A 20,310-nucleotide genomic window follows, 5' to 3' on the forward strand; every position below is an offset into this window, starting at 1 on the left:
TTCGCCGGAGCACCCCGGTGCTCCGGCGACAGAACATCCAAGACTTCCGAAGGAAAGCTGAAGCCACGTGGCAACCGACATCACCACCGACCTGACCCGGGTCCGCAACATCGGCATCATGGCGCACATCGACGCCGGCAAGACCACCACCACCGAGCGGATCCTGTTCTACACCGGCATCACCTACAAGATCGGTGAGGTCCACGACGGCGGCGCCACCATGGACTGGATGGAGCAGGAGCAGGAGCGCGGCATCACCATCACGTCCGCCGCGACGACCTGCTGGTGGAAGGACCACCAGATCAACATCATCGACACCCCCGGTCACGTCGACTTCACGGTCGAGGTCGAGCGCTCGCTGCGCGTCCTCGACGGTGCCGTCGCCGTGTTCGACGGTGTCGCCGGTGTCGAGCCGCAGTCCGAGACCGTGTGGCGCCAGGCCGACAAGTACGGCGTGCCGCGCATGTGCTTCGTCAACAAGCTCGACCGCACGGGCGCCTCGTTCGACTTCTGCGTCAAGACCATCCGCGAGCGCCTCGGCGCCACGCCGCTGGTCCTGCAGCTGCCCATCGGTGCCGAGAGCGACTTCCTCGGCGTCGTCGACCTCGTCGGCATGCGTGCCCTCACGTGGCGCGGCGAGACGACGATCGGTGAGGACTACACGGTCGAGGAGATCCCGGCCGAGCTCGCCGACGCCGCCGCCGAGGGTCGCGAGGCCCTCCTGGAGACGCTCTCCGACGTCGACGACGCGATCGCCGAGAAGTTCCTCGACGGCGAGGACATCCCCGTCGACGAGCTGAAGGCCGCGATCCGTCGCGCCACCCTGGCCGCCGAGCTCAACCCGGTGCTGTGCGGCACGGCGTTCAAGAACAAGGGCGTGCAGCCCCTGCTCGACGCCGTCGTCGACTTCCTGCCGTCCCCGATCGACGTGGGCGACGTCAAGGGCCACGACGCCAAGGACGAGACCGTCGAGGACACCCGCCCGCCGTCGGAGGACGCGCCGTTCGCCGGCCTGGCCTTCAAGATCGCCACGGACCCGCACCTGGGCAAGCTCACCTTCGTCCGCGTGTACTCCGGTCGCCTGGAGTCGGGCACCTCGGTGCTCAACGTGACCAAGGGCCGCAAGGAGCGGATCGGCAAGGTCTACCAGATGCACGCCAACAAGCGTGAGGAGATCGCGTCGGTCGGCGCCGGCCAGATCGTGGCCGTCATGGGCCTCAAGGACACGACCACGGGCGAGACGCTGGCCGACTCGGCCAAGCCGATCGTGCTCGAGTCGATGACCTTCCCCGACCCGGTCATCCAGGTCGCCATCGAGCCCAAGACCAAGAGCGACCAGGAGAAGCTCGGCGTCGCCATCCAGAAGCTCGCCGAGGAGGACCCGACGTTCCAGGTCCACACCGACGAGGAGACCGGACAGACGATCATCGCCGGCATGGGCGAGCTCCACCTCGACATCCTCGTGGACCGCATGAAGCGCGAGTTCAAGGTCGAGGCCAACGTCGGCAAGCCGCAGGTCGCGTACCGCGAGACCATCAAGAAGACGGTCACCGGGCACAGCTACACCCACAAGAAGCAGACCGGTGGTTCCGGACAGTTCGCCAAGGTCGTCATCGGCGTGGCCCCCAACGGCCCCGACGCGGGCGGCGAGGGCGGCTACGAGTTCCACAACGAGGTCACCGGTGGTCGCGTGCCGAAGGAGTACATCCCCTCGGTCGACGCCGGCGGTCAGGCAGCCATGGAGTTCGGCGTGCTCGCCGGCTACCCCATGGTCGACGTCAAGTTCACCCTGGAGGACGGCGCGTACCACGACGTCGACTCCAGCGAGCTGGCGTTCAAGCTGGCCGGCAACATGGCCTTCAAGGAGGCCGCACGCAAGGCCGACCCGGCTCTGCTCGAGCCGATGTTCGCCGTCGAGGTCACGACGCCCGAGGACTACATGGGCGACGTGATCGGCGACCTCAACTCCCGCCGTGGACAGGTCCAGGCGATGGAGGAGGGCTACGGCGGTGCCAAGATGATCAAGGCACTGGTACCGCTGTCCGAGATGTTCGGCTACGTGGGCGACCTGAGGTCCAAGACCTCGGGGCGTGCCTCGTACTCGATGCAGTTCGACTCCTACGCCGAGGTCCCCAAGGCCGTGGCGGAGGAGATCATCAAGAAGGCCCGCGGCGAGTAACGCTCGGCGTCATCGGTAAGGTGGCCTAGGTCTCCCCGCGGGACCCGACGGCTTTCAGATCCGGCAACATTCCAGACACTGCAACTCACAACCCAGAAGGAGCCCCAGTGGCTAAGGCGAAGTTCGAGCGGACCAAGCCGCACATGAACATCGGCACCATCGGTCACATCGACCACGGTAAGACGACGCTGACCGCGGCGATCACCAAGGTGCTGCACGACAAGTACCCCGATCTGAACGAGGCCTCGGCCTTCGACCAGATCGACAAGGCTCCCGAGGAGCGTCAGCGCGGCATCACGATCTCGATCGCGCACGTGGAGTACCAGACGGAGAACCGTCACTACGCGCACGTCGACTGCCCCGGTCACGCCGACTACGTCAAGAACATGATCACCGGCGCGGCTCAGATGGACGGCGCGATCCTCGTGGTCGCCGCCACCGACGGCCCGATGCCGCAGACCCGTGAGCACGTCCTCCTGGCCCGCCAGGTCGGCGTCCCCGCCATGGTCGTCGCCCTGAACAAGTGCGACATGGTCGACGACGAGGAGATCCTGGAGCTCGTCGAGCTCGAGGTCCGCGAGCTGCTCAGCGACCAGGAGTTCGACGGCGACAACGTCCCCGTCGTCAAGGTCGCTGCTCACCCGGCGCTGCAGGGCGACGCCAAGTGGGGCGAGTCGATCCTCGAGCTCATGAACGCGGTCGACGAGTACATCCCGCTGCCCCCGCGTGAGACGGACAAGCCGTTCCTCATGCCGGTCGAGGACGTCTTCACGATCACCGGTCGTGGCACGGTCATCACCGGTCGCATCGAGCGCGGCATCGTCAAGGTCAACGAGACCGTCGACATCGTCGGCATCCGTGAGACCAAGCAGACGACGACCGTCACGGGCATCGAGATGTTCCGCAAGCTGCTCGACGAGGGCCAGGCCGGCGAGAACGTCGGACTGCTCCTGCGTGGCACGAAGCGTGAGGACGTCGAGCGCGGCATGGTCATCATCGCGCCCGGTTCCACCACGCCGCACACGGAGTTCGAGGGCCAGGTCTACATCCTGTCCAAGGAGGAGGGTGGTCGTCACACGCCGTTCTTCAACAACTACCGTCCGCAGTTCTACTTCCGCACGACGGACGTCACCGGCGTCGTCACGCTGCCCGAGGGCACCGAGATGGTCATGCCCGGCGACAACACCGAGATGAGCGTCGAGCTGATCCAGCCGATCGCCATGGAGGAGGGCCTGCGCTTCGCCATCCGCGAGGGCGGCCGCACCGTCGGCGCCGGTCGTGTCACCAAGATCAACAAGTGATCTGACGACACACCAGCACTGCTGAGACGAAGCCCCTCGGACCCTCGGGTCCGGGGGGCTTCGTCGTGTCCGGGCTCATGGGCGGGTTTCCTGCGGGGGTCGGCCGGGTGGCACCGGGTTCGGGCGGGCTCCCGGGCAGTCGGCGAGTGCGTGGGGGTAGGTGACGCGCCTGACCGTCTGGTCTGCGGTAGGCATCGCACCTCTCAGCGCGGCAGACAGGTGCGTCACCTACCTCTGACGGAGTGGTTCGGCGCGTCGCCTACCTCTTGCCTCCTGGCCCCGCCGGAGCTCGCGAGCCCGGTCCGGAGACGCACCCAGGTCCTCGGTCGAGGCCCTTTCGGAGCGCACCTCGAGGAGGAGCCGGCCCGGCGCAGCAGCAGGCTCAGCGGGTGCTGACGCCGCGCAACCGCGGGGCGACGGAGCCCCCACGCGTGCCCCCCGAGAACGAGGGAGGGGGCGATTTGTGTTTGCGGGGGAGTCTCTGTCAGACTAGTGCGGTTGCTCCGGCCGTATTGCTGGGGCGTGCTTGCCCGGAACTCACGCCGGGACCGACGGGTGCGCCGCACGGTGAACGGCCTGGCTGCTGGAAACGTAGGAGACGCGGACTCGTCAGAGGCCGCGGCCCGGGACCGGCGGTCCAACCACCCAACTCCAGAAGGTTCGCGCACGCTCGTGGTCAACTCCGCGACACGCCCGACCTCGGGGGCGGAGGGGGAGCGATCCCCTCCAGGGAGAACCAGCCCCAGGGGCACACACAGCTGACGAAGAGTAAGGACGACCAGAGCATGGCGGGACAGAAGATCCGTATCCGGCTCAAGGCCTACGACCACGAGGTGATCGACACCTCGGCGCGCAAGATCGTCGACACGGTCACGCGCACCGGAGCCTCCGTGGCCGGCCCCGTGCCCCTGCCGACCGAGAAGAACGTGTACTGCGTCATCCGGTCGCCGCACAAGTACAAGGACAGCCGCGAGCACTTCGAGATGCGTACGCACAAGCGGCTCATCGACATCATCGACCCGACGCCGAAGACCGTCGACTCGCTCATGCGACTCGACCTGCCGGCCGGTGTCGACATCGAGATCAAGCTCTGAGGGAGGACCTGAACACATGAGCACCTCCTCCACCGTCAACGCGCGCGGCCTCCTGGGCCGCAAGCTCGGCATGACCCAGGTCTGGGACGCCGAGGGCAAGATCGTGCCCGTCACGGTCCTCGCTGCCGAGACCAACGTCGTCACGCAGATCCGCACGCCCGAGACCGACGGCTACAGCGCCGTCCAGATCGGCTTCGGCGAGATCGACGGACGCAAGGTCAACAAGCCCGAGGCCGGACACTTCGCGAAGGCCGGCGTCACGCCGCGCCGCCACGTCGTCGAGATCCGCACCGAGGCCATCGCCGACTACGCCCTGGGCCAGGAGATCTCCCCGGAGATCTTCGCCGCGGGCGACGAGATCGACGTGACCGCCACGAGCAAGGGCAAGGGCTTCGCCGGCGTCATGAAGCGTCACGGCTTCTCCGGCGTCGGAGCCTCCCACGGCGCGCACCGCAACCACCGCAAGCCCGGCTCGATCGGTGGCTGCGCCACCCCGGGTCGCGTCTTCAAGGGCCTGCGCATGGCCGGCCACATGGGCGCCGAGACCGTCACCACCCAGAACCTGACCGTCCACGCCGTGGATGCCGCCAAGGGCGTCATCCTCGTCAAGGGCGCGGTCCCCGGCCCCAAGGGTGGACTCGTCGTGGTCCGCTCTGCCGCGAAGGGAGCCTGATCCATGGCCGTCAAGACCATTGATGCCGCGCTGCCCGTCGACATCTTCGGCGTGCAGACGAACATCCCCCTGATCCACCAGGTCGTCACCGCCCAGCTCGCCGCCGCCCGTCAGGGCACGCACGACGTCAAGTCGCGTGGCGAGGTGTCCGGTGGTGGCAAGAAGCCCTACCGCCAGAAGGGAACCGGCCGCGCCCGTCAGGGCTCGATCCGCGCACCCCAGTACAACGGTGGTGGCATCGTGCACGGCCCCACGCCGCGCAGCTACGACCAGCGGACCCCCAAGAAGATGAAGGCCGCCGCCCTGCGCGGTGCCCTCTCGGACCGGGCCCGCTCCGGACGTCTGCACGTGGTGGAGTCGCTCGTCACCGGTGAGGTGCCCTCCACCAAGGCCGCCGTCGCCGCGATCGCCGAGCTCACCACGCGTCGCCGCGTGCTCGTGGTCGTCAAGCGCGAGGACGCGCTGACGGCCAAGAGCCTGCGCAACGTCACCGACCTCGTCGTGCTGACCTTCGACCAGCTGAACACGTACGACGTCGTGCTGAGCGACGACGTGATCTTCACGCAGGCCGCGTTCGAGGCCTTCGTCGAGGCGCGTTCGGCCGAGGGCACCGAGACCGTCGCGCTGAGCGCCGCGGTCGTCGAGGCCGACGCCAAGCCTGCTGCGAAGCCGGCCACGAAGGCCAAGGCGAAGAAGGCTCCGGCGAAGAAGGCCGAGGCCACGAAGGCCGACGCCGAGCCCGCCGAGAAGGTCGAGGCCCCGGCCGCCGACGCGAACGAGGGTGCGACCAAGACGCAGCCCTACGGTCCCGGCTCCAAGGCCCCGCTCAAGAGCGGCAACGCCCCCAAGGGTCACGAGATCAAGGGCAACGCCGACTCGATGAAGTACCACACCGCGGACAGCCCCTGGTACGACCAGACGGTCGCCGAGGTCTGGTTCGACACCGAGGAGACCGCGCAGGCCGCCGGTTTCACGAAGGCTGGTGAGTGAGCATGAGCACCCTGCACAAGGACCACCGCGACGTCCTGATCGCGCCCGTCGTCTCCGAGAAGACGTACGCGCTCATCGACGACAACAAGTACACGTTCCTGGTGCGTCCGGACGCGAACAAGACGGAGATCAAGATCGCCGTCGAGAACGTGTTCGGCGTCAAGGTGACGGCCGTCAACACGATCAACCGCAAGGGCAAGACGCGTCGCACCCGCAACGGTGAGGGCAAGCGCAAGGACACCAAGCGGGCCATCGTGAGCGTCGCCGCCGGCCAGAGCATCGACATCTTCTCGAGCCCGAGCTGAGGACTGACCAGACATGGCTATTCGCAAGTACAAGCCGACCACGCCGGGCCGTCGAGGCTCCAGCGTCGCCGACTTCGCCGAGATCACCCGCACCACGCCGGAGAAGTCCCTCGTGGAGCCGCTGCCCAAGAAGGGCGGCCGCAACAACCAGGGTCGCATCACCACGCGCCACCAGGGTGGCGGCCACAAGCGTGCCTACCGCGTGATCGACTTCAAGCGCTACGACAAGGACGGCGTGCCGGCCAAGGTCGCTCACATCGAGTACGACCCCAACCGCACCGCGCGCATCGCGCTCCTGCACTACGCCGACGGCGAGAAGCGCTACATCATCGCGCCCGACGGCATCCGTCAGGGCCAGGCCATCGAGGCCGGGCCGACCGCCGACATCAAGGTCGGCAACAACCTGCCGCTGCGCAACATCCCCGTCGGTACCCAGATCCACGCCGTGGAGCTGCGTCCCGGTGGTGGCGCCAAGATGGGTCGGTCCGCCGGAGTGCGTGTCCAGCTCGTCGCCAAGGAGGGTACGCGCGCCCAGGTGCGCCTGCCCTCCGGCGAGATGCGCTACGTCGACGTCCGCTGCCGCGCCACGATCGGCGAGGTCGGCAACGCCGAGCAGTCCAACATCAACTGGGGCAAGGCAGGACGCAACCGCTGGAAGGGCAAGCGCCCGACCGTCCGTGGTGTCGCCATGAACCCGATCGACCACCCGCACGGTGGTGGCGAGGGCAAGACGTCCGGTGGACGTCACCCCGTCTCCCCGTGGGGCAAGCCCGAGGGCCGTACGCGCAAGCGCAAGGCCAGCGACCAGATGATCGTCCGCCGCCGCAAGTCCGGCCGCTGAGCTACGACGAGCTCAGGAACCAGGAGTAGAGAATGCCCCGTAGTTTGAAGAAGGGTCCCTTCGTCGACGGCCACCTCGAGAAGAAGGTGGACGCTCAGAACGAGGCCGGAACCCACACCGTGATCAAGACCTGGTCGCGTCGCTCGATGATCCTGCCGTCCTTCATCGGACACACGGTCGCCGTGCACGACGGCCGCAAGCACGTCCCGGTGTTCATCACCGACGCGATGGTCGGGCACAAGCTGGGCGAGTTCGCCCCCACCCGTACCTTCCGCGGTCACGAGAAGGACGATCGAAAGGCCAAGAGGCGATGAGTGCAGCCACCCGAGACAACGTCAGCGCGCGCCGCGAGCGCCTGCTGGGCGACGCACCGGGCGCGTTCGCCGTGGCCCGCTTCGTGCGGGTCACGCCGCAGAAGGCCCGCCGTGTCGGCGACCTGGTCCGCGGCATGGACACCGACGAGGCTCTCGCGATCCTGCGGTTCGCTCCGCAGGCCGTCGCGTCGAACTTCTACAAGCTCGTGGAGTCCGCCGTCGCGAACGCCGAGACCACCGAGGGCCTGGACGCGTCCGACCTCGTGATCTCCGTCGTGCACGTCGACGAGGGGCCGACCATGAAGCGTTGGCGCCCGCGCGCCAAGGGTGCGGCCAACCGCATCCTCAAGCGCACGAGCCACCTGACCGTCGTCGTGCAGCCGGCCGCTGACGTGCCGCAGTCGCGCAAGAACTCGAAGAAGGGCGGTCGCTGACATGGGCCAGAAGATCAACCCGCACGGCTTCCGACTCGGCATCTCGACCGACCACAAGAGCCGCTGGTACGCCGACAAGCTGTACAGCAGCTACGTCGGTGAGGACGTCAAGATCCGCAAGCTGCTGACCAAGGGCATGGATCGCGCCGGCATCAGCCGCGTGGAGATCGAGCGCACGCGTGACCGCGTCCGCGTCGACATCCACACCGCGCGTCCGGGCATCGTCATCGGTCGCCGTGGCGCCGAGGCCGACCGCATTCGTGGTGAGCTCGAGAAGCTCACCGGCAAGCAGGTGCAGCTCAACATCCTCGAGGTCAAGCAGCCCGAGCTCGACGCCCAGCTCGTCGCTCAGGGTGTCGCCGAGCAGCTGAGCGGTCGCGTGCAGTTCCGTCGCGCGATGCGCAAGGCGATGCAGACGACCATGCGCTCCGGTGCCAAGGGCATCCGGATCCAGTGCTCGGGTCGTCTCGGCGGCGCCGAGATGAGCCGCTCGGAGTTCTACCGCGAGGGCCGCGTGCCCCTGCACACGCTCCGCGCCGACGTCGACTACGGCTTCTACGAGGCCAAGACCACCTTCGGTCGCATCGGCGTCAAGGTGTGGATCTACAAGGGTGAGGTCGCCGGTACCCGCGCCGAGCGCGAGGCCGAGACCGCGCGTCGCGCCGCCGCTCCCGGCAGCCGTCGCCCCCAGCGCGGGCGTCGTCCCGCACGTGACGACCAGGCCGGCCAGGCTCCGGCAGCACAGGGTGCTGCGCAGGCCTCGGCCGAGCAGGCCGCACCCGCAGCCGAGGCAGCTCCTGCCGCGGCCGCCGCGGGCGCTGCCACCGAAGGAGGGCAGTCCTGATGTTGATGCCTCGTAGGGTCAAGTACCGCAAGCAGCACCACCCCAAGCGGCGCGGCATGGCCAAGGGCGGCACGGAGCTCGCGTTCGGCGACTTCGGCATCCAGGCGGTCGAGGGTCACTACGTGACCAACCGCCAGATCGAGTCCGCTCGTATCGCCATGACGCGTCACATCAAGCGTGGCGGCAAGGTGTGGATCAACATCTACCCCGACCGCCCGCTGACCAAGAAGCCGGCCGAGACCCGCATGGGCTCGGGCAAGGGCTCGCCCGAGTGGTGGGTCGCGAACGTCAAGCCCGGACGCGTCATGTTCGAGCTGTCGGGCGTGACCGAGGAGGTCGCCCGTGAGGCGATGCGCCGCGCCATCCACAAGCTGCCGATGAAGGCCCGCTTCATCACCCGCGACACCGAGGGAGGGTTCTGAGCATGGCTGCGAAGACCACTGCCGCAGAGCTGCGCGGCCTCGATGCCGAGGCTCTGGAGACCAAGCTGCGCGAGGCCAAGGAAGAGCTGTTCAACCTGCGCTTCCAGAACGCCACGGGCCAGCTCGACAACACCGCTCGCCTCAAGACCGTCCGTCGCGACATCGCCCGCATCTACACGGTGCTGACCGAGCGCGAGCTGGGCATCATCGAGGCGGTCGAGGCATGAGCACCAGCGAGAAGGACACCGTGACCACCACGAACGACACCCCCAGCAGCGACCGCAACTACCGCAAGGTGCGCGAGGGACTCGTCACGAGCGACAAGATGGACAAGACCGTCGTCGTCATCGTCGAGGACCGCGTCAAGCACGCCCTGTACGGCAAGGTGCTGCGTCGCAACGTGAAGCTCAAGGCGCACGACGAGGCCAACGCGGCCGGCGTCGGCGACCGTGTGCTCATCCAGGAGACCCGCCCGCTGTCGGCCACCAAGCGCTGGCGCGTCGTGGAGATCCTCGAGAAGGCGAAGTGAGAGACAGATGATTCAGCAGGAGTCGCGACTCAAGGTCGCCGACAACACCGGTGCGAAGGAGATCCTCTGCATCCGTGTTCTCGGCGGATCGGGTCGACGCTACGCCGGTATCGGCGACACCATCGTCGCCACCGTCAAGGACGCCATCCCCGGCGGCAACGTCAAGAAGGGCGACGTCGTCAAGGCCGTCATCGTGCGCACCGTCAAGGAGCGCCGTCGTCCGGACGGTTCGTACATCAAGTTCGACGAGAACGCCGCGGTCATCCTGAAGACCGACGGCGATCCGCGTGGAACGCGCATCTTCGGCCCCGTGGGCCGCGAGCTGCGCGACAAGAAGTTCATGCGGATCATCTCGCTCGCCCCGGAGGTGCTCTGACATGACCAGCAACAAGAAGTCGACGCTGTCGATCCGCAAGGGTGACCAGGTCAAGGTCATCGCCGGAGCCGACAAGGGCGTCGAGGGCAAGGTCATCGAGGTGATCGCCGAGCGCAACCGCGTCATCGTCGAGGGCGTGAACCGCATCAAGCGGCACACGCGCGCCGGCGCCGACGGCGGCCAGGGCGGCATCATCACGCGTGAGGCCCCGATCCACGTCTCGAACGTGATGCTCGTGGTCGACGTCGACGGTGACAAGACCACCACGCGCGTGTCCTACCGCCGCGACGACGTGACCAAGAACCGTGCAGACGGTTCCAGCTACGAGGCCCAGCGCAGCGTGCGCGTGTCCTCCAAGACCGGAAAGGAGATCTGAGCATGGCCGAGTCCACCACCGCCGCTCCGCGGCTGAAGGCCAAGTACCGCGAGGAGATCCTCCCGGCCCTGCGCGAGGAGTTCGACCACGCGAACGTCATGCAGGTGCCCGGGCTGACGAAGATCGTCGTCAACATGGGTGTCGGCGAGGCTGCTCGCGACGGCAAGCTCATCGAGGGCGCGATCCGCGACCTCACCGCCATCACGGGCCAGAAGCCGCAGGTGACCAAGGCGCGCAAGTCGATCGCCCAGTTCAAGCTGCGTGAGGGCATGCCGATCGGCGCGCACGTCACGCTGCGGGGCGACCGCATGTGGGAGTTCCTCGATCGTCTGCTGACGCTCGCCCTCCCGCGCATCCGCGACTTCCGTGGTCTGAACGGCAAGCAGTTCGACGGCCGCGGCAACTACACCTTCGGTCTCACCGAGCAGGTCATGTTCCACGAGATCGACCAGGACAAGATCGATCGCTCGCGTGGCATGGACATCACCATCGTCACCACGGCCATCAACGACGACGAGGGTCGCGCGCTGCTGAAGCGGCTCGGCTTCCCGTTCAAGGAGAACTGACATGGCGAAGACCGGCCTGAAGATCAAGGCGGCCCGCAAGCCCAAGTTCGCGGTCCGTGGCTACACGCGCTGCCAGCGCTGCGGCCGTCCCCGCTCGGTGTACAAGAAGTTCGGCCTGTGCCGCATCTGCCTGCGCGAGATGGCGCACCGCGGCGAGCTCCCGGGCGTCACCAAGAGCAGCTGGTAATCCACCAACCCTCACGACCGTCGTAGGTCCTCCCTCACCCGCATGGCACATCGCCTGGGGGCACGGGATGCGAAACCGCGGCAGGAACGGAACACACCACCATGACCATGACCGATCCGATCGCGGATCTGCTCACGCGGATCCGCAACGGCAACCAGGCGTTCCACGACGAGGTGTCGGCGCCGTACTCCAAGCTGAAGGAGGGCGTCCTCGCCCTGCTCAAGCAGGAGGGCTACATCACCGACTACCGCGTCATCGAGCCCGCTGAGGGCGAGGTGGCCAAGAACCTGCAGATCACCCTCAAGTACGGCCCCCAGCGCGAGCGCTCGATCGCCGGCATCCGCCGCATCAGCAAGCCGGGCCTGCGGGTGTACGCCAAGTCCACGAACCTGCCGAAGGTGCTCGGCGGACTCGGTGTCGCCATCATCTCGACCAGCCAGGGCCTGCTGACCGATCGTCAGGCCACGACCAAGGGTGTAGGCGGAGAAGTCCTCGCCTACGTCTGGTGAGGGAGGAGACGAACACATGTCGCGCATCGGCAAGCTGCCCGTCGCCGTCCCGAACGGCGTCGAGGTCACCATCGAAGGCCAGGACGTCCGCGTCAAGGGCCCCAAGGGCGAGCTGTCCCACACGGTCGCCGACCCCATCACGGTCGCCCGTGGTGAGGACGGCAGCCTCGAGGTCAACCGTCCCGACGACGAGCGCAGGAGCAAGGCCCTCCACGGGCTGAGCCGCACGCTCATCAGCAACATGGTCGTCGGCGTCACCGACGGCTACGAGAAGAAGCTCGAGATCGTCGGCGTCGGCTACCGCGTCCTGTCCAAGGGCCCGACGGAGCTCGAGTTCGCGCTCGGCTTCAGCCACCCCGTGGTCGTCAAGGCCCCCGAGGGCATCACGTTCAACGTGGAGGCCCCGACCAAGTTCTCGGTCATCGGCATCGACAAGCAGTCGGTCGGCGAGGTCGCCGCGAACATCCGCAAGATCCGCAAGCCCGAGCCCTACAAGGGCAAGGGCGTCCGTTACGCCGGCGAGCGCGTGCTGCGCAAGGCTGGAAAGGCTGGTAAGTGATGGCCGTCTCCATCAAGCAGTCCAAGGGTCGCTCCGCTCGCGCCACGTCGCGCGCGCGTCGCCAGATCCGCGGTCGCAAGAAGCTCCACGGCTCGCCCGAGCGTCCTCGTCTCGTCGTGACCCGGTCCAGCAAGCACATCGTGGCCCAGGTCGTGAACGACCTCGAGGGTCACACGCTGGCCTCGGCCTCGACCCTCGAGGCCGACCTGCGGTCCTTCGAGGGCGACAAGACCGCCAAGGCGAAGAAGGTCGGCGAGCTCGTGGCCGACCGGGCGAAGGCCGCCGGCATCGAGAGCGTCGTCTTCGACCGCGCGGGCAACCGGTACGCCGGTCGTGTCGCGGCGCTGGCCGACGGTGCGCGTGAAGGCGGGCTGGAGTTCTGATGACCCACAACATCAACACCAACGACATGGGGAGTGCCGCATGAGCGCCCAGCAGAACCGCCGAGGAGGCGGAGACCGTCGCGGTGGTCGAGGCGACCGCGGCGGCGACAAGTCCAACTACATCGAGAAGGTCGTCACGATCAACCGTGTCGCGAAGGTGGTCAAGGGTGGACGTCGCTTCAGCTTCACCGCCCTCGTGATCGTCGGCGACGGTGACGGCCAGGTCGGTGTCGGCTACGGCAAGGCCAAGGAGGTCCCCACGGCGATCTCCAAGGGTGTCGAGGAGGCGAAGAAGAACTTCTTCCGCGTCCCGCGCATCCAGGGCACCATCCCGCACCCGGTGACGGGCGAGAAGGCGGCCGGTGTCGTCTTCCTGCGTCCGGCATCGCCCGGTACCGGCGTCATCGCCGGTGGCCCGGTGCGCGCGGTGCTCGAGGCCGCCGGTGTGCACGACGTGCTGAGCAAGTCGCTCGGTTCCTCGAACTCCATCAACATCGTCCACGCGACGGTGGCGGCCCTCAAGGGCCTGGAGTCGCCCGAGATGGTCGCGCAGCGTCGCGGCCTGTCGGTCGAGGACGTCGCGCCCGCCGCCCTGCTCAAGGCGCAGGCCGAGGGCATCAAGGAGGCGCAGAACGCGCCCGTCGAGGCTGGTGTCTGATGGCACGTCTCGAGATCACCCAGGTTCGTTCGGCCATCGGTCGCCAGCAGAACCAGCGCCACACGTTGCGGTCGCTGGGTCTCAAGCGCATCGGTGACGTCGTCGTCAAGGAAGACCGTCCGGAGATCCGCGGCATGGCTGAGACCATCCCGCACCTCGTGGACGTCAAGGAGGTTGACTGACATGGCGCTGAAGCTCCACCACCTGCGCCCCGCCCCCGGTGCCAAGACCGCGAAGACCCGTGTGGGTCGCGGTGAGGGCTCCAAGGGCAAGACCGCCGGCCGCGGCACCAAGGGCACCAAGGCCCGCTACCAGGTGCCGGCCGGTTTCGAGGGTGGCCAGATCCCCCTCCACATGCGCCTGCCCAAGCTGAAGGGGTTCAAGAACCCCTTCCGTGAGGAGTACCAGGTCGTCAACGTCGAGCGGATCGGCACCCTCTTCCCCGAGGGTGGCGCCATCGACGTGGACGCGCTGGTCGAGGCCGGGGCGGTCCGCAAGGGCCACCTGGTCAAGGTGCTCGGCGAGGGCGACCTCTCGGTCGCCGTCCAGGTCACGGCTCACAAGTTCTCCGGTTCGGCCCGCAGCAAGATCGAGGCCGCCGGCGGCAGCGCGACCGAGCTCTGAATGACGCTCTGACGCACGACGGCGAGGCTCTCGGACCCCTCGGGTCCACCCGAGAGCCTCGCCGTCGTTCGTCGTCCGGCACCTCGTGCCGACGCAGACGCCGTGCCGGCGCAGGACGACCGTCCTGCAACCACCGGGCAACGGCCGACCTGCGAGAACTGACTGTTAGAGTCGCGGGGGCCCGTACGGGTTCCACGATCGAGGAGGACATCAGGTGCTCAGCGCCTTCGTGAACGCGTTCAAGACGCCTGACCTACGGCGCAAGCTGCTGTTCGTCCTCGGCGTCATCGTGCTGTTCCGTCTCGGCTCGACCCTTCCGGCTCCCGGCATCAACGTCAGCAACGTCCAGCGCTGCGTCGACCTCGCCTCCCAGGGCGAGAACAGCAGCCTGTTCGCGCTCATCAACGTCTTCTCCGGTGGTGCGCTCCTGCAGCTCACCGTGTTCGCGCTCGGCATCATGCCGTACATCACCGCGAGCATCATCCTGCAGCTGCTCGTCGTGGTCATCCCCAGGCTCGAGGCCCTCAAGAAGGAGGGCCAGTCCGGTCAGGCGAAGATCACGCAGTACACCCGCTACCTCACGCTGGGTCTGGCCGTGCTCCAGGCGACCGGCATCGTGGCCCTGGCGCGCAGCGGACAGCTGTTCGGCGGCGTCGACTGCGGCGACCTGCTCTACCGCCAGGACAGCATCCTGGCCTTCCTGCTCATCGTGCTCGTCATGGTCTCCGGCACCGCCGTCATCATGTGGCTCGGCGAGCTCATCACCGACCGCGGCGTCGGCAACGGCATGTCGATCCTGATCTTCACGCAGGTCGTCGCCACCTTCCCCGGCGCGATGTGGCTGATCAAGGAGCAGAAGGGCTGGGCGACGTTCTCCGCCGTCGTGGCCGTCGGTCTCGTGATCGTCGCGGCGGTCATCTTCATCGAGCAGGCCCAGCGGCGCATCCCCGTCCAGTACGCCAAGCGGATGGTCGGGCGTCGCATGTTCGGCGGCTCGTCGACCTACATCCCGCTCAAGGTCAACCAGGCCGGCATCATCCCGGTGATCTTCGCCTCGAGCCTGCTGTACCTGCCGGCCCTCTACGCCCAGTTCCGTCCGGACGGCGTGGGCGCGGTCTGGATCAACGACCACTTCGTGCGGGGCGACCACCCGTACTACATGATCACGTACTTCGCGCTGATCGTGTTCTTCGCCTACTTCTACGTCGCGATCACCTTCAACCCCGAAGAGGTCGCCGACAACATGAAGAAGTACGGCGGGTTCATCCCGGGCATCCGCGCGGGTCGTCCCACGCAGGACTACCTCGCCTACGTCCTGAGCCGCATCACGGCGCCCGGCGCGGTGTACCTGGGCATGGTCGCGCTCATCCCGATGATCGCCGTCGCCCTGCTCGGCGCGAGCCAGAACTTCCCGTTCGGCGGTACGTCGATCCTCATCATCGTGGGCGTCGGCCTCGACACGGTGAAGCAGATCGAGAGCCAGCTCCAGCAGCGCAACTACGAAGGGTTCCTGCGGTGACGCGACTTCTCATCATGGGCCCGCCGGGGGCGGGCAAGGGGACGCAGGCGGCGACGCTCGCCCAGCGCATCAGCGGCGCCCACATCTCGACCGGTGACATCTTCCGGGCGAACGTGCAGCAGCAGACCGAGCTGGGGAAGACGGCCCAGCGCTACATGGACGCCGGTGAGTACGTGCCCGACGAGGTCACGAACGCCATGGTGAAGGATCGACTGGCCCAGGACGACGCGCGCGACGCGTTCATCCTGGACGGCTACCCGCGGACGGTCGAGCAGGTCTCGACCCTCGACACGATCCTCTCCGACCTGGGGTCCCAGCTCGACCACGTGCTGGTGCTGACGGTGGATCACGAGGAGCTGATCGGCCGACTGCTGAAGCGGGCCGAGACCAGCGGTCGCGCCGACGACACCGAGGACGTCATCCGGCACCGCCAGGAGGTCTACATCGCCGAGACCGCGCCGTTGCTGCCGGTCTACCGCGAGCGGGGCCTGCTGCGCGAGGTCGACGGGATGGGCACGGTCGACGAGGTCGAGGCGCGCATCGACGCCGCGCTCGGTCTCTGACCGCGCGGACCGGGGCGCGTCCGTGTTCGGCCGGGGCATCGAGCTCAAGAGTCCGGAGCAGGTCGTCGCGATGCGGCGTGCCGGGCTCGTGGTGGCCCATGCACTCGACGCGGTCAGGTCGGCGATCGCGCCCGGCGTGACCACCGCCGAGCTGGACGCGTTGGCGCACGACACGATCCGAGCGCACGGCGCCACCTCGAACTTCCTGCACTACGGCGCGGAGCCGGGTGTCCCCGGCTTCCCGGGCGTCATCTGCACCTCGGTCAACGACGAGGTCGTGCACGGCATCCCGGGCCCGCGGGTCCTGCGCGACGGCGACGTCATCTCCGTCGACTGCGGGGCCATCGTCGACGGCTGGCACGGCGACGCGGCCATCACCGTCGAGGTGGGTGAGGTGCGGCCGGAGGTGCACACGCTCGTGGTCGAGACCGAACGGGCCCTCTGGGCGGGGATCGCCGCGGGGGCGCCCGGGCGTCGCGTCGGCGACATCAGCCACGCCATCGAGCGCAGCGTCCGGTCCGCCGGGACGTACGGCATCGCCGACGGCTACACCGGTCACGGCATCGGCACCGCCATGCACCAGGCACCCGACGTGCCGAACGTCGGCCGGCCCGGCAAGGGCCCGAAGATCGTGCCCGGACTCGTCCTCGCCGTCGAGCCGATGGTGACGCTCGGCTCGCCGGACAACCGCACGACCGAGGACCAGTGGACCGTCGTGACGGTGGACGGCTCGTGGGCCGCGCACTGGGAGCACACGGTGACGTGGACCGAGGAGGGAGCCTGGGTGCTGACCGCGGTCGACGGCGGCCGGGCCCAGCTCGCGGCGCTCGGGGTCGCGTACGCCGGGGACGACGCATGAGCGGCATCCGTCGGCTCGTTCCTGCGCTGCTCACCGGCGCCGTCCTCGTGCTGGTCGGAGCGTGCTCCGGTGGCTCCGACGGCTCCGACGACCCGGCCGCAGCGGTCGAGACGATGATGCGAGCGCTCGACGCGGGCGACTGCCAGGCCGTCAAGGACGTGGTGCTGACTCCCTCGGAGATCGACTGCGGCTTCGTGACGGACCTCGGTGGCATGTTCGCCGACGAGGGCCTCGAGCTCGACGAGGTGGACTTCACCGTGGCGGAGTCGTCCGGGGACCAGGCCACGGTCGAGATCGACTGGAACGACGGCGACCCGAGCGAGTCCTACGAGGTCCAGCGGGTCGACGGCACGTGGAAGGTCCTGTTCGACAGCGCGGCCTGAGGCACCTCTCGACGAGCGAGCGCCCCGAAGGCCTCAGTCGTCGGTGGGCGCCGTGGTGGCCGACGTCGCAGCGGACTTCGCCGTGACGCCCGCCGTGATGCGCACCGAGGCCAGGCTCCTGGTCGTGAATCCGTCGCGGGTGCCGGTGACGATGACGCGGACCTTCTTGCCGCGGTCGGCCGCGGTGAGGGTGTAGGTCGTGCGGGTCGCCCCGCGCACGGCCCTGCCGTCGGCGTACCACTGGTAGGTGAACCGCGCCGACGGCGACCACGGAGCAGTGGTGGCGGTGAGGGTGGAGCCGACACTCTCCGCGCCGGTGAACTCGGGGCGCGGCGCGGTGGTGAAGCGTCCGGCGGCGACGGGGCCGGTGATGCGCACCGAGGCCAGGCTCCTGGTGGTGAATCCGTCGCGGGTGCCGGTGACGATGACGCGGACCTTCTTGCCGCGGTCTGCGGCGGTGAGGGTGTAGGTGGCCGAGGTGGCACCGACGATGGGCTTGCCGTCGGCGTACCACTGGTAGGCCAGCGCGGCGTCGCCCGACCACGGGGCAGTGGTGGCGGTGAGGGTGGAGCCCACGCTCTCCTCACCGGTGAGCTCGGGGCGCGGCGCCGTGGTGAAGCGTCCGGCGGCGACGGGGCCGGTGATGCGCACCGAGGCCAGGCTCCTGGTGGTGAACCCGTCGCGGGTGCCGGTGACGATGACGCGGACCTTCTTGCCGCGGTCGGCGGCGGTGAGGGTGTAGGTGGCCGAGGTGGCGCCGGCGATCGGCTTGCCGTCGGCGTACCACTGGTGCGCGAGGGTGGCCTCGGGTGACCACGGGGCAGTGGTGGCGGTGAGGGTGGAGCCGACGCTCTCCTCACCGGTGAGCTCGGGGCGGGGCGTGGTGGTGAAGCCGCCCGGAGCCACGGGACCGGTGAGGCGCTCGGACGCCAGGGTGCGGGAGGTGTAGCCGGGGCGCGTGGCCGTCGCGAGGACGCGCACCTTCGCCCCGAGCTGATCGGCGTCGACCGTGTGCACGGCCGAGGTCGCCCCGGGGATGGGCTTGCCGTCGGCGTACCACTGGTAGCTGACCTGGGCGGTGGGCGACCAGGCCGGCGTGCTCGCCACGAGCCGCGAGCCCACCGTCTCCTGACCGGAGAACGTGGGACGGCTCGTCGAGGCGAAGCTGCCGGCGGTCACGGCGTCGGTGATCCGCGTCGAGGCCAGGCTCTTCGTGGGGTACCCGGACTTCTTGCCGGTGACGATGACCCGCACGGCCTTGCCCAGGTCGCCCGCGGCGAGGGTGTAGGTCGCGGAGGAGGCGCCGGAGATGGCCTTCCCGTCGGCGTACCACTGGTAGGTGAAGCTCGCGCCCGGCTTCCAGGCGGACGTGGTGGCGCTCAACCGGCTGCCGACCGTCTCCCCGCCCGTGAACGTCGGGCGGGGCGTGGCGCTGAAGGCGGGCGTGGTGTCGGGGTCGGCGAAGTGGATGAACCCGTCGGGCCACCCCGATCCGGACTTGGTGATCCGGCGGTGGTCGAACGTGCGACCCCAGTTGGACTCCGAGACGATGATCTCGGTGGGGGAGGCCACCTTCTCGACGTAGGCGACGTGGTTGCCGGTCCTGCCCCACCAGGCCACGGAGCCGACCGTCGGTGTCTGGTCGGTGACCGACGCCATCGCCGTGCCCCAGTCGCGCGCGTTGCCCACGCCCGACTTCGGCCGGACGTTGGGCATCCCGTTGGTGGTGATCAGTCGGTAGGCGACGTAGTTGGTGCAGTTGGTCCCCGTGTACATGCGCCAGTAGCTGGTCCTCTGCTTCGTCTCGTAGCCGAAGTGGTCGTAGCCGGCGCGCTTGCAGGAGGCGTACCCCGAGCACAGCAACGACGAGCCGGCCTGCGCCGAGACGCCCGCGGAGACGATCAGTCCGCCCACCACGGCCAGGGAGGCGGCGAAAGATATCAGCGCGGTCAGCACCCGAGATTGCGACACGCCGAGCAGCGTACGTGATTTTCGGGACTCGTGGGGCGGAAGTGACGCGGGAGGCCACCGGACTCCCGTCGCTCCAGCCGGTGCCAGGGGGTCCGTTCCCGTAGGTTGAGCCCGTGCCCAAGATCACCGGTGGCTCCCTGGAGGAGCACCGCACCCAGACGCGGCAGGCGGTCTTCGACGCGCTCGTCCGGCTCCTGGACCGCATGTCCTTCGACGCCGTCCGCATGGCCGACCTCGCGGCCGAGGCGGGCGTGGGCCGCACGGCGATCTACAACCACTTCCGCGACAAGGATGCCGTCATCGTGGGGTTCGCGACCTCCGAGACGAGCAAGTACCTGGAGCGACTGAACGCGGTGCTGGCCGACGCAGGGACTCCGCGCGAGCGGCTGCGCGCCTACGTGCGGCACCACATCGACACCCAGGGCGAGCAGCACTTCGGCTTCGGCCCGGACATCTACGGCCAGCTCGGGCCGGAGTCCCGCCTCGCGATCCGCGACCACGTCCTCGAGATCGAGGACGTCGTGCGGACGATCCTGGTCGACGGTGTCGCGACGGGCGACTTCCGCGAGGTCGACATCGACCAGGTCATGCGGCTGGTGCAGGCCTGCCTGCAGCCTCGCAACGTCGACGCCGACACCGTCGTGGACTTCGTGCAGCGGGCCCTCCTCGCCTGAGGCGTCGCGATCGTCCGTCGATGTGACCCGCGTCATGTCGCCGGATGCAGACACCTTGTCATCATTGTGGTCTACTTAGGCTCGCCTAGCCTACCTTAGGCAAGCCTAAACACAGTGAGGTCCGATGCGCCCCCGACCGTCTCGACGCGGCTCCGTCCGTGCCGTCCTGCCCCTGCT

At 68.4% G+C, this 20,310-nt stretch carries 29 protein-coding genes; 28 read left to right on the forward strand and 1 reads right to left on the reverse strand.

The genetic code is table 11. The features are described 5' to 3' along the window. The first annotated feature begins 67 nt into the window (after positions 1-67). The 27 genes from fusA to ASF37_RS09710 all read left to right on the forward strand — a co-directional run bounded on the left by fusA (position 68) and on the right by ASF37_RS09710 (position 17,488). Positions 68-2,179, forward strand: coding sequence for an elongation factor G (gene fusA, locus ASF37_RS09580; protein WP_055964261.1), 2,112 nt, complete (start codon positions 68-70; stop codon positions 2,177-2,179). A 107-nt stretch (positions 2,180-2,286) separates the two neighbouring features. Next, the gene (tuf, locus tag ASF37_RS09585; protein ID WP_055964264.1) at positions 2,287-3,480 is read left to right on the forward strand and encodes an elongation factor Tu; all 1,194 of its coding nucleotides are present in this window, start codon (positions 2,287-2,289) and stop codon (positions 3,478-3,480) included. Positions 3,481-4,265: 785 nt separating this feature from the next. Then, on the forward strand, positions 4,266-4,574 hold the full coding sequence (gene rpsJ / locus ASF37_RS09590) for a 30S ribosomal protein S10 (protein ID WP_055964267.1): 309 nt from the start codon (positions 4,266-4,268) through the stop codon (positions 4,572-4,574). A gap of 16 nt (positions 4,575-4,590) precedes the next feature. Then, a complete protein-coding gene (gene rplC / locus ASF37_RS09595) occupies positions 4,591-5,247 on the forward strand; it encodes a 50S ribosomal protein L3 (RefSeq protein ID WP_055964270.1) in 657 nt (218 codons plus the stop codon). Between the two features lie 3 nt (positions 5,248-5,250). Further along, entirely contained in the window at positions 5,251-6,237 is a 987-nt protein-coding gene (rplD, locus tag ASF37_RS09600) for a 50S ribosomal protein L4 (RefSeq protein ID WP_056573256.1), read from the forward strand. 2 nt (positions 6,238-6,239) lie between these two features. Beyond that, on the forward strand, positions 6,240-6,542 hold the full coding sequence (rplW, locus tag ASF37_RS09605; protein WP_055964278.1) for a 50S ribosomal protein L23: 303 nt from the start codon (positions 6,240-6,242) through the stop codon (positions 6,540-6,542). Between the two features lie 13 nt (positions 6,543-6,555). Continuing rightward, positions 6,556-7,383, forward strand: a complete 828-nt coding sequence (rplB, locus tag ASF37_RS09610) for a 50S ribosomal protein L2 (protein ID WP_055964281.1) — start codon at positions 6,556-6,558, stop codon at positions 7,381-7,383. A gap of 32 nt (positions 7,384-7,415) precedes the next feature. Continuing rightward, entirely contained in the window at positions 7,416-7,697 is a 282-nt protein-coding gene (rpsS, locus tag ASF37_RS09615; protein ID WP_055964284.1) for a 30S ribosomal protein S19, read from the forward strand. Then, on the forward strand, positions 7,694-8,131 hold the full coding sequence (rplV, locus tag ASF37_RS09620; RefSeq protein WP_082480222.1) for a 50S ribosomal protein L22: 438 nt from the start codon (positions 7,694-7,696) through the stop codon (positions 8,129-8,131). The genes rpsS and rplV overlap by 4 nt, the downstream gene beginning before the upstream one ends. Position 8,132: 1 nt before the next feature. Next, positions 8,133-8,975, forward strand: a complete 843-nt coding sequence (gene rpsC / locus ASF37_RS09625; RefSeq protein WP_055964287.1) for a 30S ribosomal protein S3 — start codon at positions 8,133-8,135, stop codon at positions 8,973-8,975. Beyond that, entirely contained in the window at positions 8,975-9,397 is a 423-nt protein-coding gene (gene rplP, locus ASF37_RS09630) for a 50S ribosomal protein L16 (RefSeq protein ID WP_055964290.1), read from the forward strand. Before rpsC ends, rplP begins: the two co-directional genes overlap by 1 nt. A 2-nt stretch (positions 9,398-9,399) precedes the next feature. Continuing rightward, on the forward strand, positions 9,400-9,624 hold the full coding sequence (rpmC, locus tag ASF37_RS09635; RefSeq protein ID WP_055964293.1) for a 50S ribosomal protein L29: 225 nt from the start codon (positions 9,400-9,402) through the stop codon (positions 9,622-9,624). Continuing rightward, entirely contained in the window at positions 9,621-9,926 is a 306-nt protein-coding gene (gene rpsQ, locus ASF37_RS09640) for a 30S ribosomal protein S17 (protein ID WP_055964297.1), read from the forward strand. Before rpmC ends, rpsQ begins: the two co-directional genes overlap by 4 nt. Before the next feature lie 7 nt (positions 9,927-9,933). Further along, a complete protein-coding gene (rplN, locus tag ASF37_RS09645) occupies positions 9,934-10,302 on the forward strand; it encodes a 50S ribosomal protein L14 (protein WP_055964301.1) in 369 nt (122 codons plus the stop codon). Position 10,303: 1 nt separating this feature from the next. Next, positions 10,304-10,678 (forward strand): 50S ribosomal protein L24, encoded by a 375-nt coding sequence (gene rplX / locus ASF37_RS09650; RefSeq protein ID WP_055964304.1) that lies wholly within the window; start codon positions 10,304-10,306, stop codon positions 10,676-10,678. Positions 10,679-10,680: 2 nt separating this feature from the next. Next, positions 10,681-11,244, forward strand: a complete 564-nt coding sequence (gene rplE / locus ASF37_RS09655; RefSeq protein ID WP_055964307.1) for a 50S ribosomal protein L5 — start codon at positions 10,681-10,683, stop codon at positions 11,242-11,244. A 1-nt stretch (position 11,245) separates the two neighbouring features. Beyond that, entirely contained in the window at positions 11,246-11,431 is a 186-nt protein-coding gene (locus ASF37_RS09660) for a type Z 30S ribosomal protein S14 (RefSeq protein WP_055964310.1), read from the forward strand. Between the two features lie 101 nt (positions 11,432-11,532). Continuing rightward, positions 11,533-11,940, forward strand: a complete 408-nt coding sequence (gene rpsH, locus ASF37_RS09665) for a 30S ribosomal protein S8 (RefSeq protein ID WP_055964313.1) — start codon at positions 11,533-11,535, stop codon at positions 11,938-11,940. A 16-nt stretch (positions 11,941-11,956) separates the two neighbouring features. After that, positions 11,957-12,499 carry a 50S ribosomal protein L6 gene (gene rplF / locus ASF37_RS09670; RefSeq protein WP_055964315.1) on the forward strand — a complete coding sequence of 181 codons (543 nt, stop codon included), beginning with the start codon at positions 11,957-11,959 and terminating at the stop codon, positions 12,497-12,499. Next, positions 12,499-12,882, forward strand: coding sequence for a 50S ribosomal protein L18 (gene rplR, locus ASF37_RS09675; RefSeq protein WP_055964318.1), 384 nt, complete (start codon positions 12,499-12,501; stop codon positions 12,880-12,882). Before rplF ends, rplR begins: the two co-directional genes overlap by 1 nt. Before the next feature lie 40 nt (positions 12,883-12,922). Further along, a complete protein-coding gene (gene rpsE, locus ASF37_RS09680) occupies positions 12,923-13,540 on the forward strand; it encodes a 30S ribosomal protein S5 (RefSeq protein WP_055964320.1) in 618 nt (205 codons plus the stop codon). Beyond that, positions 13,540-13,722 (forward strand): 50S ribosomal protein L30, encoded by a 183-nt coding sequence (gene rpmD / locus ASF37_RS09685; protein ID WP_055964323.1) that lies wholly within the window; start codon positions 13,540-13,542, stop codon positions 13,720-13,722. Before rpsE ends, rpmD begins: the two co-directional genes overlap by 1 nt. Before the next feature lies 1 nt (position 13,723). Continuing rightward, positions 13,724-14,164 (forward strand): 50S ribosomal protein L15, encoded by a 441-nt coding sequence (rplO, locus tag ASF37_RS09690; protein ID WP_055964326.1) that lies wholly within the window; start codon positions 13,724-13,726, stop codon positions 14,162-14,164. Between the two features lie 214 nt (positions 14,165-14,378). After that, on the forward strand, positions 14,379-15,683 hold the full coding sequence (gene secY, locus ASF37_RS09695) for a preprotein translocase subunit SecY (protein WP_055964329.1): 1,305 nt from the start codon (positions 14,379-14,381) through the stop codon (positions 15,681-15,683). Further along, the gene (locus ASF37_RS09700) at positions 15,680-16,246 is read left to right on the forward strand and encodes an adenylate kinase (RefSeq protein WP_255353796.1); all 567 of its coding nucleotides are present in this window, start codon (positions 15,680-15,682) and stop codon (positions 16,244-16,246) included. Before secY ends, ASF37_RS09700 begins: the two co-directional genes overlap by 4 nt. Before the next feature lie 22 nt (positions 16,247-16,268). Further along, positions 16,269-17,105 carry a type I methionyl aminopeptidase gene (gene map, locus ASF37_RS09705; protein ID WP_082480219.1) on the forward strand — a complete coding sequence of 279 codons (837 nt, stop codon included), beginning with the start codon at positions 16,269-16,271 and terminating at the stop codon, positions 17,103-17,105. Continuing rightward, on the forward strand, positions 17,102-17,488 hold the full coding sequence (locus ASF37_RS09710; RefSeq protein WP_055964332.1) for a hypothetical protein: 387 nt from the start codon (positions 17,102-17,104) through the stop codon (positions 17,486-17,488). Before map ends, ASF37_RS09710 begins: the two co-directional genes overlap by 4 nt. 33 nt (positions 17,489-17,521) lie before the next feature. Here ASF37_RS09710 and ASF37_RS09715 read toward each other — a convergent pair whose 3' ends face one another. Beyond that, the gene (locus ASF37_RS09715) at positions 17,522-19,459 is read right to left on the reverse strand and encodes a CHAP domain-containing protein (protein ID WP_156368155.1); all 1,938 of its coding nucleotides are present in this window, start codon (positions 19,457-19,459) and stop codon (positions 17,522-17,524) included. Between the two features lie 113 nt (positions 19,460-19,572). On the opposite strand from ASF37_RS09715, the gene ASF37_RS09720 reads away from it, so the two are divergent. Further along, on the forward strand, positions 19,573-20,133 hold the full coding sequence (locus ASF37_RS09720; RefSeq protein ID WP_055964337.1) for a TetR/AcrR family transcriptional regulator: 561 nt from the start codon (positions 19,573-19,575) through the stop codon (positions 20,131-20,133). The last annotated feature ends 177 nt before the right edge of the window (positions 20,134-20,310 follow it).

The organism is Aeromicrobium sp. Leaf289 (genome assembly GCF_001423335.1).
In the GTDB taxonomy this organism is placed as follows: domain Bacteria; phylum Actinomycetota; class Actinomycetes; order Propionibacteriales; family Nocardioidaceae; genus Aeromicrobium.